The 14,756-nt window shown below is 62.9% G+C and carries 6 protein-coding genes and 1 riboswitch; of the genes, 1 reads left to right on the top strand and 5 read right to left on the bottom strand.

Annotation, left to right across the window (positions count from 1 at the left end):
* Positions 1-277: 277 nt before the first annotated feature.
* From M2337_RS01040 to M2337_RS01020, 5 genes are all read right to left on the bottom strand, one after another.
* Positions 278-6,817 carry an autotransporter-associated beta strand repeat-containing protein gene (locus M2337_RS01040; protein WP_264571335.1) on the bottom strand — a complete coding sequence of 2,180 codons (6,540 nt, stop codon included), beginning with the start codon at positions 6,815-6,817 and terminating at the stop codon, positions 278-280.
* Between the two features lie 484 nt (positions 6,818-7,301).
* Positions 7,302-7,377: riboswitch (cyclic di-GMP riboswitch) on the bottom strand.
* Between the two features lie 802 nt (positions 7,378-8,179).
* Positions 8,180-8,956, bottom strand: coding sequence for a helix-turn-helix transcriptional regulator (locus tag M2337_RS01035; RefSeq protein WP_264571334.1), 777 nt, complete (start codon positions 8,954-8,956; stop codon positions 8,180-8,182).
* Between the two features lie 24 nt (positions 8,957-8,980).
* Positions 8,981-10,165: an MFS transporter gene (locus M2337_RS01030; RefSeq protein WP_264571333.1), complete on the bottom strand. Its 1,185-nt coding sequence runs from the start codon at positions 10,163-10,165 to the stop codon at positions 8,981-8,983.
* A 53-nt stretch (positions 10,166-10,218) separates the two neighbouring features.
* Positions 10,219-12,438, bottom strand: coding sequence for a TonB-dependent receptor (locus M2337_RS01025; protein WP_264571332.1), 2,220 nt, complete (start codon positions 12,436-12,438; stop codon positions 10,219-10,221).
* 85 nt (positions 12,439-12,523) lie between these two features.
* The gene (locus M2337_RS01020; RefSeq protein WP_181560660.1) at positions 12,524-13,426 is read right to left on the bottom strand and encodes a 3-keto-5-aminohexanoate cleavage protein; all 903 of its coding nucleotides are present in this window, start codon (positions 13,424-13,426) and stop codon (positions 12,524-12,526) included.
* 306 nt (positions 13,427-13,732) lie between these two features.
* Here M2337_RS01020 and M2337_RS01015 point away from each other — a divergent pair, with 306 nt between their 5' ends.
* A complete protein-coding gene (locus M2337_RS01015) occupies positions 13,733-14,623 on the top strand; it encodes a MarR family winged helix-turn-helix transcriptional regulator (protein ID WP_264571331.1) in 891 nt (296 codons plus the stop codon).
* Positions 14,624-14,756 lie beyond the last annotated feature (133 nt).

Raw genomic sequence — 14,756 nt, 5'->3', positions numbered from 1 at the left:
TTTGCCCCCGCCACCCGTCTGCAATTCGACGCCTTCCTGTGTGCCCATATCGATGGGTGAGCTTGTCTTGCGAGCAGGCGATGTCGGGCCTCGGATTGTGGCTGAGCCTCCGTTCGCCGGCAATGGATTGACCCGGTCAGGCTTCCTGCAATGACCGCTAAAAAGTTGCGCTATTTGTTGGGCAGACTCTCGAGCCGTACAGCCGCGGCTATGACGTTGCACTCTTGTCCCGCCCCTATGTTGCAGGCGGCCCGCGTAAGCGGACCGCCTGTCATCTTCAGAATTGGACGCGGACGCCGCCGTTTACGCGGTAGCTGCTTTGCGAGCCGGCATTGCCGTCCAGGTTCAGCTGGACCTTCTGGCTCAGCCGCATCTGGAGACCCAGGCCGCCGAAGACGCGGTCCTGCGCCAGGCCCGGCGTGCCCACGGATACGACGATCGGGTCGAACGCGCCATCAGCGACCACCTTGGTGAAGTCGTCGCCAAAGTCGTGGACGTAGCCAACCTTTGCGTAGCCGGTGAGCGCCGATGCGAACGCATAACCCAGCTTCGCGTCCAGCTTTGCCACAGCATCGTGGCGTTTCATCCGCCGGATGTTGAATTGATCCAGGCCCGCAGTCGACACCCGCTCGGAAAACGCGTCGCGCAGCTGCCGCAGGCCCAGCACCTCGGCCGTTGCATCGAAGCTAATGCGGCCTTGGGTCGTCACGTACTGGACGCCACCGCCATACATCATCACCGAACCGCCAACCGACGAGAAGGCTGCGCTGCCGCCCAGGATCGACCGGTCGCCCTTGGTCTTGAAGTCACCATAGACGAACCGACCCAGAACGCGGAACGACTGGTCGCCGTCCAGAGGCAGCGATACGCCGAGGCCGAACTGGTTGCCGTCCAAGTCCGCGTTGATCGTTTCGTTGTGGAAGCCGCCCGTGTTGTGGCCGTACCACAGGCTCAGCTGGGCAAAGGGCAGGTCGCGGGCAAAGCCGATGTTGAACGCCGTGTCGTTGAAGCTGTTGCGCCGGTATCCTGCAGCTGTCGTACCCTTGAGGCTCTGATGCTGGACCGACCCCGTGGCGATCGTCTTGCCGGGTGACAGTCGATCATAATCGCCCAGTTCAGGCAGATTATTAAGAGCCGCCACCTTCATCGCGTCGGCAATGCCGCCATAGCCGCCGGGCGACCAGCGGGTCAGCACGGCTTCCAGGGCAGCTGTTCCGCCGGTCGCCAGGGCAGACGTCAGCGATCCGAGCAGATTGCCGCCATAATATTGGGACACGCCGCCATTGTTGCTGACAAGGATGCCTTCCATTGCTGCCTGCCCGACAGGGCTGGCAGAAACGGCTGCGGCGAAGCTGGCAGGGGTATAGCTGCCAAGGCCGTAGAGCGTGCCGTTCGACAGGTTGAACATCAGATTCTCATTTGCATCGAGGCTGGTGACCGAACCGAACTGGCCGCTCACGCTGCCCGGCGCAAAGCTGAACAGACGGACACCCTTGCCAAGAGGAAGGACAAAGTCGTCCGACCCGCCCGAGTTTCCGACGACCATCGCTGCGCTGCCCTGAATGGTTAGTTTGCCGCGCACGATGAGTTCATCGTGGCCGCCAGCGACGCCCGCGCCGGCCAGACCGTCGACCTCCATCAAGGTGGACGAGTTGTTGGCCAGCGTGAGGTCGCTAAAGGTCATGACGCCCGGGGAGTTGCCGGGGGAGAGAATTCCCGCGCTGGCTCCACCGATGATGGTTTGACCGTTGATCGTGCCATTGCCGGTCAACTGGCTGCCGCCATTGACGTAGATGACCTGACCGGTCAGCGTGCCGCCTGTACCGCCCGCGCCCATGGCGAGGCCATTGCCCAGATGGACGACGGCGCCACCGCTGGCCGTCACCGTTTTGGCCGTTGCGGTTCCTTCCAGGTTCAAGCGGCTCTCGGTGATCTGGAGGTCGGTCGTCGTCACCGAACCGGTGGCCGCAACATTGAGCGTGCTGTCCGGTTCCACGACGAAGGAGCCATCCGTTGAGTTCACTGCGCCCTCGATGGTGAGCGCGCCGCTGGCCAGCCGGATATTGCCGGTGCCCTTCATCTGGCCAAAGAAGGTGCCGCCCGTCGCCAGGGTGAGATAGTTGGCACCCAGGTCAAGCAGGCCCGACCCAGTGAGGTTGTGGATGGTCTGGTCAGCCTTCAGGGTAAGCGTGGCAATCGCGGCGATGTCCACGGTCAGTGCATTGTCGAGGATGCCTGCGTTCTGGACGGTCAGGCCGCCCTGCTCGATGCTGAGCATGATCGGTGCAAACGTGTCGACACCGCCCGCGAGCGTCAGCGTTGCCGCACCGGTCTTGGTGACCGTGCCCGAACCAAAGATGGAGCCGGCATAGGTGCCATCCTGGGTCTGGTTGATCGTCATCCCGCTTGCGCCGATTTCGATCTGCCCACCTTCGCCCGAAAGCGAGCCGACCGAGAGGCCGTGCAAGGCCGTGAGGCTGCCGGCGTTCTGCTGGTAGCTGCCGGCCACCACCAGATTGGCGTTGGCGTTAACGGTGCCTGCGTTGCGGAGGCTGCCGAACTGAGGCGTGGAGCCGGCGTTCAGCGTGATCAGGCCGCCAGCATTGTTGGCGACGAGACCAGTCACTGCGAGCGGCGATGAAGCCGTCACGGCGCCGGCATTGTCGAGGCTGGCCAACAGGGTCGATCCGGCGCCATCAAACGTCATGGTGCCGCCGGCCTGGTTGCTGACATCGCCATCCACCTGCAAATTGCCGCTGCTCGAGAAGCTACCGCTATTGGAGAGCTTGCCGGCAATACCGGCATTCGCGCCTGCGGAGACGGTAAAGCTTCCTTGGGCGCTGTTGCTGACATCGCCATTGGCGATGAGAAGCGCATTGATCGTGGCGCTGCCGCTGTTGTCGATCGTGTTCAGGCCGATCGTTGCATTGGCGGTGAGCGTCCCGGCGTTGCTGATCGACGTGATGACATCGTCGGTGCCGAGGGTGAAGGTGGCATTCTCACTCACAGATACCGCCAGCGTGTTGGCAAGAGTGCCGCCCCCGGTGGTGTCGATTTCGCCGGCCTCAATGGTGAGCGGACCAGTGAAGTCGCTCACGCCGGTCAGGGCAAGCTTCCCCGCACCCTGCTTGGTCAGCGCGCCCGCGCCGGTGATGGCGCCGGCGTAGCTGCTGTTTCCGGATTGATCGAGGATCAGCACATTACCGACCGTGCCGGCCAGGCCGCCGAGCTGGATCACGCTCTCATCGCCGCCGGTCAGGCCTGCCGTGACGATCTTGCGGGTCACCGCGCCTTCCGTGGCTTCGGGCGTTGAGCCCACCACGAAGAGCAGCCCATCGTTGTTCAACGTGCCCGCCGTAGTGAGGTCGGCCTGCATTGCAAGGACGCTGCTATTGTCCACGCTGGCTGCATTGACGTCGTTCGACATCATGAGCGTGCCGCTGTTGGCGATGGCGCCCGTTGTGGCGCCGCCGGCCAGCAGCAATCGTCCGGCGTTGGTGATCGCGCCGCTGGTGACGGCACCCTGCGTCGTCATGGTGCCATCGGCCGAGACCTGAACGGTGGTCAGCGTCTCGTCGCCTGCGAGCAGCAGTGAGCCGGCGTTGACGGTAACCGACCCGCCAGTGCTGGCGTTCATCAAGCGACCGACCTTGCCATTCAGCTTGGTCGAAACTGTGCCGCCGCCAACGGTGATGCCGCTGAGCGTGTTGGTGGCGGTCAGATAAAGGGCGCCTGTGAAGCCATCGCTGTTCACGTCGAGCGCGCCGTTGGAGAGGACACCGTTCATGACAGCATAATCGCTGTTCGCGACATTGTCATAGACGGCAATTTTGCCGGTCCCGCCATTCATGTTGATGCTGTTGCGGAAGGTGACGATGCCGGTTGCCTCGACCGCATCGGAGCCGAACATGAGTGTTTGGCCGTTCGCGAGGAACCCGCCCGCGTTCCAGTACAGGGTCGGGCCAACGCCGGAGTTCAGCGAACCCAGGTTGACGGTCAGGCCCTCCGCGGTTGCGGCAAAGCCGCCGCTGCCCTTGGTCGCACCCGTCGAGTCTGTCCATGAGATCTGGCTCGGGTTGAACCCGACCGAGCGGATGAAATTGCCCGAGGTGAGGAGCACGCCGGCGTTCGTGAGGCTGAGGTCATTCTGCCCCGACGCGCCGATCGTGCCGGCACCGCTGAACAGGATGTGGCTCGATGCATGGATGCCCACGCCATCGTCGGCCCGCAATGTGCCGCCATTGATGTCGGTGGTGCCGCTATAGGTGTTTGCCGCCTGGAACTGAACCAGACCGCCACCCGCAATGCGGATGCCTGCGCCGTTCCCGGCCGCAAGGCTGGTTCCGGAGATGCTGGTGGCGCTGTCGTCCGCAATCGAGTCCCGGAAGGTGATGGTGTTTCCGACACCGGGCGACAGCGTGACGGAGGAACCGCGCATCATGAAGAGCGCGCCACCGGCGGACTGGCCTGCCGCACCACCATTGGTGCTCGAGCCGCCCACAGACGAATTGTTCTCGAAGATCGAGTTGCCCTGAATGAACAGCGTGCCGCCCTCGCGGACGAAAATGGCACCGCCGAAGCCGGAACCGCCGCCGCCGCCGACACCAGCCGACGAGCCATTGCCGGCGCCGAACCCGCCCGTGCCGCCATCGCCATCAGATCCTTCGATGCTCTGGCCGTTCTGGCCGCCAGCGCCACCCGCGCCGCCGGAACCACCGCCTGCGCCGAAGCCGCCCGTGCCGCCGTTGCCGCCGGAACCGCCTTCGCCGCCGTCCGTGATCCCGGTCGCGCCGGCACCGCCCGAGCCGCCCGAGCCGCCGGCCCCACCGCCGAAGAAGGTGCCGCCGTTGCCGCCTTTCCCGCCCTGGCCGCCACTGCCGCCATGGCCGACCTTGCCTTGCGCGAGGTCGATATTCCAGGTGACGAGATTGGCGGTGTTAAGCGCAAGCTGCACGCCGACTGCGGCGACCTCGACGTAGAATGACGCCGACAGCGCTGCTGCAGGGGGGAAGTTGGCAAGAGCCGCGGCCCCTTGCGCAATCTTCAGCCCCAGGTTGATGCCGTCCTGTGCAACGGCATTGATGAGGCTGGTGTTGAAGGGCTTGCCACTGCTGCCACTGCCACCTTTGCCGCCATCGCCGCCGGCACCGTTGGCACTTGCGCCCCCGTTATAGCCATTGGTTCCGGCGGACCCTTCGCCATCGACGAGGATGGAGTTGAAGGAACTGCCCGACTGACCGTTGCCACCGTTGGAGCCCGCGGGCGCCGAGGCGGTCAGGCCGTTCATGGCACCGCCCTTGTTGAGATTGGCTGCCTCCGGATCGATCCGGTAGGAGACGGTATTGGTTGCGGTGTCGATCGCGGTAATCACCGCGTTGGCCGGAATAGCCGAATCCCCGACCAGCAAGCTGCCAACGGTGAGGCCGGAAACCGAGGCGAGGCGGATGGTCTTTGCCCCGCTATTTACGCTCAGCACCGGATCGCTGGTGAGCACGAACTTGCCGGCGGTGATCGCCGAGACGCCATTGGCGCCAATGACGTTGCTCAGCGTCACCTGCTTGGTATCGGGGTCGATCCCGGTGATCGTCGTACCGGCTGGAATGCCGGTTCCCGAAACGGTCTGACCCACCGCGAAGCCCGCGATGGAGCCCACCTGGATGGTCGCGCTGCCGCTCCCGTTCGAGATCAGGGGGCTGAAGGATGCCTTCAGCGACGTCACCTGCTGGAGGTCGATCGCGTTCGAAAGGGTGACGACACCGCTGTTCAGATCGACAGCCGTAACGACGGTGTTGGCCGGAACGCCAGCGCCCTGGACGGTCATGCCCACGGCAAAGCCGCCTAGCGGTCCGGTTGGCGTAATCGTGTTCGAAAGCGTCGAGCTGGAGGCCGACTGGAAACGTGTTACCGCGAAGGCCGATACAGCCGGCGTGTCGATCGGGCCGTTCGCGGAAATCGACTCATTGAGCACATAGGAAGTGACTTTGTTGTCACTGTTATAGTTGACCTGACTGACCGTAGCAGTCCGCGTGACGTTATTGGTGTCCTTGTAATAGACCGTCTGGCCCCTCATCACATCGGCAGCCGCCACCGGGGCGTTCAGAGTGACGGTGTTGCCGCCGCTCAGCAGGCCGCTGACGACGTTGGAGGAATCGATCGCGATGCCGCCTGACAGACTTATTTCATTAAGCGTCCCATAAGCGTTGCTGCCCGCGGGATTGATCTCCGTGATCGTCGCGTTCACCTGGCCGACCGAGCCGTCACCGAGCTTTTGGGCAATACCTGCGCCGGCCTGAATGAGCGTATTGTCTCCGATAGAAATGATCTTGTTGACGACGAACTGCCCGTTTCCATTGTAAGTCACGTCGCTCAATGTCGGCTGCAGAATGCTGGCAGCGGACGCATCTGCCGAGGCGCCGACGACTGAAACCGCGATCGGCGCGACCGACGACGTGGCAATTCCACCGCCTTCGCCGCCTTTGACGTGATTGTTCGCAAAGCTCACATTATTCAGCGTTAGGGTTGCGCCGCTATCAATGAAGAACACGCCGCCAAGACCGGCACCACCGCCCGAGCCGGCGCCGCCTTCGGTGCGGAAGTTGGTGTAAACCGTCTGGCGATCAGCCTCTCCGACAGCGACGCTGTTCCCGACCACGTTGCTATTGCCGGACAGCGCCGCGTTGCCGGAGACCACTTTTCCGGTGCCGTTCTGCCCATCGACGATGATCGGATCACTGCTCTGGGCAGACGCGGCGGATGAAGCCGCCACCAACAAGGCCGTGACACCGGCCGACACGAGAAACTTGGCTTGCTTATTCATGATTTCCCCCAAAGTATTGAAAAATCTAGATGTAATCGTTGCGCGCGGCAGCAGCAGGGCGTAGAGCGCCGCTTCTGCCCCGTTGGTTTTTCAGCGAGTGCTGTGGTCGATTGGCCAAGGCTTTGGCCTCAGCGCCCCCGCTGAGGCTGCCCGCCGCGTTCCAGTTGGCTGCGTGGTTGCCCAATCCGCTGTGACAGAAAGGCCAGTCTCCCTCCGCGGAAAGACTTGGGTGCTCAGCGCGATCGCAGGCGGGGCCGAGCGATGCAGGGCGCGGTGGGCGAGCGGACTGTGGCCGAGATATGTGGCTGAGGCATTGGCGCTTGTCACGCCTACCTTAGAAGGCACGGCGTATATAGTATCGCGCTGCCCGCTGCACGAAAATATGCAGGAAAGGCTGAACTCATATTTTTGTAGAGCAGGGCGCTGAAGTCTAGAGAGAGATGGCGCAACTACACGACAAGATATGTCGGGCACTTTTTGTTCCTTCGGCATCCCCGCTATCTCTTTCGAGACCGGAAGCTTTGCGTCCCATCGTCGCCGATGGTTTGCCATTGTCGGGTTTAATGCTGATTTTCTTTCAAGAAGACTCGCATTAACCGGCCCTTAGATGCAATTTACGAAAATTAACAGCAATAAAATCATCTCGTAGGAAAAAGAGATGGTTAATGCGCTGCGGTACCGCGTTGATTGTTAAGGAAACGGCCGCTCGCGCTAACGTGGCATTGACATTTTGAACGCGACAAAGAAGGATGGTCGTTCCATCAGCGCAATCTTCGGGCTGAAATGGCCGTGCGGCCGCGTGCCCCATTTTTAAAGAACGGCCCCTAAACGGCGGGTGGCTTGTTCACCCGCTGTCGCCAGAGCAAGATGGGCGTCCCAATTTCTCGTTGGCCTGGGCCAAAAGACGGCCGTCGTCGCAGATGCTTGGTCAAAGCCACTTACGGTGAGCGGCGCCACTTTATCGGCGATCGAGTTGGTGATCAGGACGGTAATTGCGAGGGCACTGAAAGGCGACAGAGCGGCGCAGGTCGCACAACTTGAAGTTGGCTAACTTATAATTTTCAGCATCGAAGCTGCGGGGGGCATCCGCCACTTGAACCCAGTAGTGGGAAGCGAGACGTACCGAATGTTCGGGCGCCAGGGCTGGCGTCTCGCATGGGCAATATAATTGCAAGTGTGGGGGCATGATTGCCATCATTAGATATAATGTAGGTATTTGATATATTATCATTAAATAGCCGACGCCGGCTTCGTCATTCATCTTTGAGGCTTATATATGCTCCCGGAAGGTTTAGTATTAGCGCGATAACAGACGTCCGCGTAATTCTCCGCCAGCCTTTCGCAGCGCCTTTCCTCACCAGATCAGTGCGCTGCCAGCGCACACAATTCCGGCACGCTGCTGATCCCCAGTCGCTGATAGGCGCGCTTTCGATAGGTCATGACGCTCGTTTTCGCGATACCCAGATCCAGCGCTGTTGCCTCGACCGACATGCCGGCGGTCGCCCGGGCGCAGACTTGCCGCTCGCGCCGGGTCAGATTTGGGAACAAGTGCCGCAGTCGGCTTTCGATGTGCTGGGCGGAGGAGAAGCAGGAAAGGGCGCGCCTGCGGTTGAGGGGCAGCATCGGCAGCGCTAGGCGGGCCAGACCCACCAACGCGTCCAGCTCGCTATCCGTAAACAGGCCGGTGGAGCGATGGCGCGCGACATTGATGACGCGCCAGGCCTGTGGTCCGCGCTGGATGATCGAGACGCGCTCAACGATACCGGCCTGATCGAAGAAGCGCCTGCGGAACTCATCGGAGCTGATGTCCGGCGGGCGGATGCGCTGGATGGCAAGGTCGCTCACGCATGGCGCTGCGCTATAGGCGTCGCATACCGGGTCGATATTGTGATAATGCTGGCTGTAGGCCGGCAGCATTGCTTCCACGCGTGGCTCGCCGAAGAAATATTGCAGTTCGCTGGTTTCTCTGCCCGTCGCCTCGAACAAGTAAATTCTGCGCGCGCCACCGGTGACCGTCATCACCGAATCATGGACGGCGGTGCCGAACTGGTCGGTCCCGGCGGTTTCCAGCAAGCGTTCATAGATGGCGCCCATGGAGACGGGGGCGCGCCATTCCTCGATCTTGCGGATGTAGGACATTCAGCTCTCCTGCCGCCTCTGGGATTATACCCCCTCAGTCGCGACTCCACGCCTCTTGAACACCTTCATGGCGATCAACGCAATCGCCGCCGCGATGGCCGGCACCGCAAAGGAGGCCAGAATGGTGGTCTCCGCAATGCCCGCCTCAAGCTGCGCGCCAATCAGGACCGGCGCCGCGACCGTCCCGATGCGGCCGACACTCTTGGCCCATCCGATACCGGTCGATCGCAGGCGCGGCGGGTAGAAGCTGGCGAGGATGACATTCACGCCGCCATAAGCGCCGAGGGCAAAGAAGCCGCATACCGCGAGCACGAGTTGAAGGACCAGGGCTGAGGACGCGCCCACAATCTGGCCGGCCACGAAGAAGAACGCTGCTGCGATGAGCAGGGACGAGACGAGAACGCGATAGGCGCCGTAGCGGTCGATCAAAAGCCCCATGCAGAGCGCCGCAGCGATGCCGCCGAAGGAAAAGATGGAGAGCGCCAAGGCTGCGAAGGCCGGCGCATAGCCGAGCCGGACGAGCAGAACCGGCAGCCAGGAGCTGAGGCAGTAGCTGATGGTCAGCATCGCGATGAAGACGAACCACAACATCGTGGTGCCCAGGCGATAGTGCGGGGCCAGGAGGCTCAAGGGGCTGGCGCGGGGCTGGGGCGCATCGCTTTGCGGTGCCACCTCCTCGGCGTCCCGCAGAACCATGATGGTGATGACGGATGTCGCGAGGCAGAGCAGTCCCACCGCGCCCATTGCCACGCGCCAGCCGCCTAGTCCGGTAAAGGCGATGGCGACGATGCCCGCGATGGTGGCGCCGAGGCCGTAGCCGGTGAACAGGAAGGTGATCGCCAGGCCGCGACGTTGGACCGGGGCGGCTGCGGTGACGATTGCAAGGCAACTCGGCAGACAGCCACCCAACAGGACGCCGGTTACCAGCCGCATCCAGAACAATTGCTCGGCACTGTTCGCGAGGCCCGTCAAGGCTTGAGCGGCTCCAAAGCCGGCGAGGGTCAGCCCCACCGTCCACCGGTCGCCAAATCTCGCGGCCAGCGGAGGAAACGCAATCAGGCCGATGCACTGACCGATCAGATTGGCCGAGAAGATCGGGCCGAGATCGGCATCGCCAAGGCCAAGCATCGGCGCGAATTCGGGAGCGAGCGGACCCATGATCGTGTGGACCAGCCCGTCCAGAAAATAGACCATCGCACAGATCGACACGATCAGAAGCGTCGAGGCTTTCGCGCCTGGCCGTGGGAGTGATGCGGGTGAAATCAGAAGGTTCCCGACAGTCGCACGCCATAGGTCCGTGGCGGGCGCAGCGACGTCGCGACCACACCAATAGTCGAATAGGCCGGGTTTGGCGCCACATTGTTGACGACGACGTCATCCTCAATGTTGTTGACGAATGCGCTGATGCTCAGGCCCTTGCCTTCGAACGCATAGGTCAGCACCGCGTCAGTCCGGGTCGAACCGCCAACGCGCGTTTCCGGCGTGTAGGCCAGATCCAGCTCGCGCGGCCCTTCATAGCGGCTGAAGATGTTCGCGATGATGCGGTCGCCCGATCCGAGCGTAAAGCTCTGTTCCAGCGAGGCGGCGACCACCCACTCAGGCGACTTGAGCGCGCGAAGCGCGCTGCAATCGACCGTCGTGCCGGCGGTGCGGCATTGCGAGGTCGGGCCGGGCGTCGAAACCGAATTATAGACGAGCTTTTTCACCCGGGCGTCCAGCCATTGGGCCTGCAGCCCGATCCGGGTCGACGGAGTAACCAGCAGTTCTGCTTCGGCCTCCACGCCCTTGGTGCGAACCTGGCCGATATTCTCCGTCACCAGAACCACGGATGGGGGAATGAGCTTCACATAGCCGAGTTGCTGGTCCTTGTAGTCCAGCAGGAACGCCTCCACATTGAGTTGCAGGCGGTTGTCGAGGAAGCGGTTCTTCGTGCCGATGGTATAGGCGGTCACCTTTTCCGGCTCGAAGCTGTTGGCGCCCGGTGGACCGAGGAAGAAGCCGCCCGCTTTGAAACCGGTGCCGACGTTGGCGTAGACCAGCGAGCGCGGTCCCGCGTCAAACTCGAGGCCGGCGCGCCAGGTGACGGCTTCGAACGTCAGCGATCGGTCGACGACAAATGCCGGCGCGCCGACCGGGAGAAGGGGAATGACCGGGTCTGGCCCCGGAGCATTGCGGATGGTGTACCGCTCGCTGTCGCTGGTCTTGCGCTCCCAGGTGTAGCGCAGTCCCCCGGTCACGCGGAATGCGGGCACGATCGCAAAGGTCAATTGGCCGAAGCCGGCGGCGGTCTTGCCCGATGTGTCGATGATCTGATCGCTATAGGTGAGGGCGGCCGCGCTTTCCGTGTTCGAGCGGGCGGTGACATGCGTGTCGAGATAGTAGGCCCCGATCAGCCAGCCAAAGCGGTTGCCCGATGGCGAGGCGAGCCGCGCTTCCATGGAGATTTGCTCGGGCTGCTGCTGCTCGATGATCTGGAAGCCGGTCTGGGCGCTGTTGTAGCTCAGCCTGGATGTTCGATAAGCGGGGATCAGCGTCAGCGTGCCGGCATCGGTCTCGACATTCACATTCGCGAGCAGCCCATAATAGTCGCTGTCGATGAACGAATTGTCGGTCTGCCGCGCGAGGGGGGCGAATGCCGCATCCTGCTGGGAAAGGCTGGTGCGTGGGTCGCCGAAATAGCAGATGTCCGGCCCGCAGCGCTTGCGCACCGTCGAGCCGCCGCCGCGGCCGCCCTGATGGGTATAATCCCCGACGATGTCGATGGTGACGGCGCTGCTCGGTTGGAGCCGGTAGGAGAGACGGACGGCCTGACCGCGCTCATCGTCGAGCCCGTCCGAGAAGAAGCCATCGCGTTGCAGGATTTGGAACGCGGCGCGGAAGGCGCTGTTCTCGCCGACCGGGAGGTTGACAGCGCCGGACGCGGCAACCCGCGCATAATTGCCGACTTCAAAATTGAGTTGCGCGCCACGTTCACCGATGCGGGCGTGCTGCGGCAGGATGTTGATGGCGCCGCCCGTCGCGTTGCGGCCATATAATGTGCCCTGCGGGCCTTTCAGCACCTCGACGCGCTCAAGATCATAGAACAGGCCCTGCACCGCCGTGGGACTGGCAAGATATACGCCTGAGAAATTGACGGCGATGGCCGGGTCGGAAAAGGCATTGCCGCCAAAGTTGCTGACGCCCCGAACCGTCAGGACGGTATAGGGTCCGGTTCCTGCAGTGACCTGCAGCGCAGGAGCCACCTGGGTCAGCGCCGCTGCCGTGGTCACGCCTCGCGTCGTCAGATTTTCGCCGGAAAGGACGGTGACAGAGACGGCCGCGCGCTGCAGATTCTCTTCCCGCCGCTGCGCCGTGACGACGATATCCTCAAGCCCTGCTGCGCCATCCTGTGGGGCAGAAGCCGTGACGGCTTGCGCATGCGCAAGGGCGGGCATGATGCTCAGGGCTGTGCCCGATAACAGCACGATTAGCCGGCTCGACATACAATCTCCCTTTGTTTCTGTTTATTCTTGTGACGTAGCGGCTCTGCGGGCCGAAATATGTCCTTCATCCGAAGGACAGGCGGCCTCATGATTTGAGGCCGAACCTTGCCCGGGCTTCTTCGACCGTCGCGGGCTTTGCGCCATAGAGCGCCGCGATCTGCGCGGCGGCGCGCACCATGTCGGTATTGTCCCGCGCGATCGAGCCGTCCGGCATGTACAGGCTGTCTTCCAGGCCGACGCGCACGAGATCGCACCCCATGGCGATGCCCAGGGTGACGAAGCGGAACATGTCCTGCCCGGTGGCGGTGACGCCGACGATGGCCTTGGGGAAAAGCCGCAGGCCCTCATCGATCGAGAAGATCACATTGCGAGCGATGGCCGGCGTTGCCCCGAAGCCACCGCCATGGAGCAGCCACATATTGTCCCGATCACGATCGAAAATGCCCTCATTGGCATAGCGCAACAGGCGATGGAGGGCGCTGGCTTCCACCACTTCATATTCAAGTGCCGAGCCGCGTTCATAAACCGCCTTGATCGTGCTCTTGAGCAGTTCGGGCGAATTCACATAGGGCGTTTCGCCCGGATAATTGCCGCCCGGATTGTAGAAATCCGCCGAGCCCGCGGCGATGCCGAACAAGTCCTGCGACGGCTCGATGGCGAGGATGCCGAGCCGCTCCTTGTCCGATGGCCAGTGCAACTGCCCGGTTAGCTTGTCCCGGCGAACGCCAATGCCGTTGGTGGTCTGCACAAGGATCGGCGAACGGGCGCGAATTTCACGGATTGCCTCGGCATAGATCGCGGGATCACCGCTGTTCATGCCATCGGGGCCGCGTGCGTGAAAATGCACCATCGCCGCGCCCGCCTCGTAGCAACGCGCGGCCGCTTCGCCGATCTCGACCGGCTGCTTGGGCACCACCGCTCCATCGCGGTCCTGCTGCATTCCGCCGTTGATCGCGACTGTAATTATGACCTTGTTGTCAGCCAGCATTCCGCTCTTCTCCAGATGATCCCTGGAGCAATATGGAAGCGCCGCCGCGCCGTCTGTCCTTCGGATGAAGGACAGGATCGGGGCAATGAGCCAGGTCCAAGCAGCACGTTTCGCAGCAAACTGGTGACCAGTTCGCTACCGCAGTGTCCCGCCCTGATCTCCCCGCGCTCGCGATTTCCGGTTGGCTTTGGCGCGTTTCATTGCATAACGCGCATCATGTCGCGAGAACCGGAATTATCCGCTGGCAAGGCGCCCGAGCGCACGTCTTTTGGCAGGCTGATCAACAGTCTTCTGGCGACCGCGCAGATGTCCAGCGCGCGGCAGATCGATGCCGAGCTGGATCTGGCCAATCTCGATCGGCGGTTGCTGTCCTTGATCGGCCGGCGGGGCAAGGTGACCTTCACGCAGATCGCGCGGCTCTCGGGCATTCAGCGTGCGCAGATCAGCCGGTCGCTGGCGCACCTGACCGCCAAGGGCCTCGTGCACCGTCCCGACGTGCGCTCGAAGGCGGAGTTCACCGAAAAGGGCCGGGCGGTCTACGAGGAGATCCTCGCGGTTGCCATTGCTCGCAATGTGGAGGTCTGCGGCGGGCTCGACGCGCCGACCCGGGACTTTTTCATCCGTGCGACCCGCTTCATGATCGACGAGGCGGCGGCGATGCTCGACGCTGAGATCCAGCTGTCCGGCGGCACGCAGGAGCCGGGGGCGGAGCGCAAGTCGGAGCGGCGCCCCAATGAGCGGAACGAGCCCGGCATCGCGGATGCGCGCGTGCATGTGATGGTTCTGCCGCCGCTGACGACGCTGGCCTCCTATCTCAACCGCACCGCCACCCTGCTGGCGAAGCGGGTCGGGGCGATTTCGTCTTTCGAGGCGGATATGCTGCTGCTGATCGGCAAGAACGAGCCGATGACCCAGCTCAGCCTGACGCGCACGACGGGGGCCAGCAAGAGCCAGATCGTGCGCGCGTTGACGCGCATCGAGAGCATCGGGCTGGTTAACCGCACGAAAGTGCCTGGCCGCCGCGATATCCTGCTCGATCTTTCGGCGGAGGGGCGCGGCTTGTGGCGCCTGCTGACCACGGCAGAGGCCGATCGCGATGCGCGGTTGTTGGGCGTTCTGGAGCCGGGAGAAGAGGCCCGCTATCGCGCCGTCCTCACCTTGCTGATGGAAAATGCCCGCGCGATGGCGCGCGGCTGATCGATCGATCAACCGGTCCCCGGCGATCGTTCGACGGTATTCAAATCAACAACAGCATTTAGACAGAAACGCGTCGCGCAGATGTGCGTGACGTGGGATGTCTGGCCGTAATGCCAGTTATTTTCGGGGAACT

The sequence above is a fragment of the Sphingobium sp. B2D3A genome (genome assembly GCF_025961795.1).
Taxonomy (GTDB): domain Bacteria; phylum Pseudomonadota; class Alphaproteobacteria; order Sphingomonadales; family Sphingomonadaceae; genus Sphingobium.
This window is presented reverse-complemented; position numbering and strand designations above follow the sequence as displayed.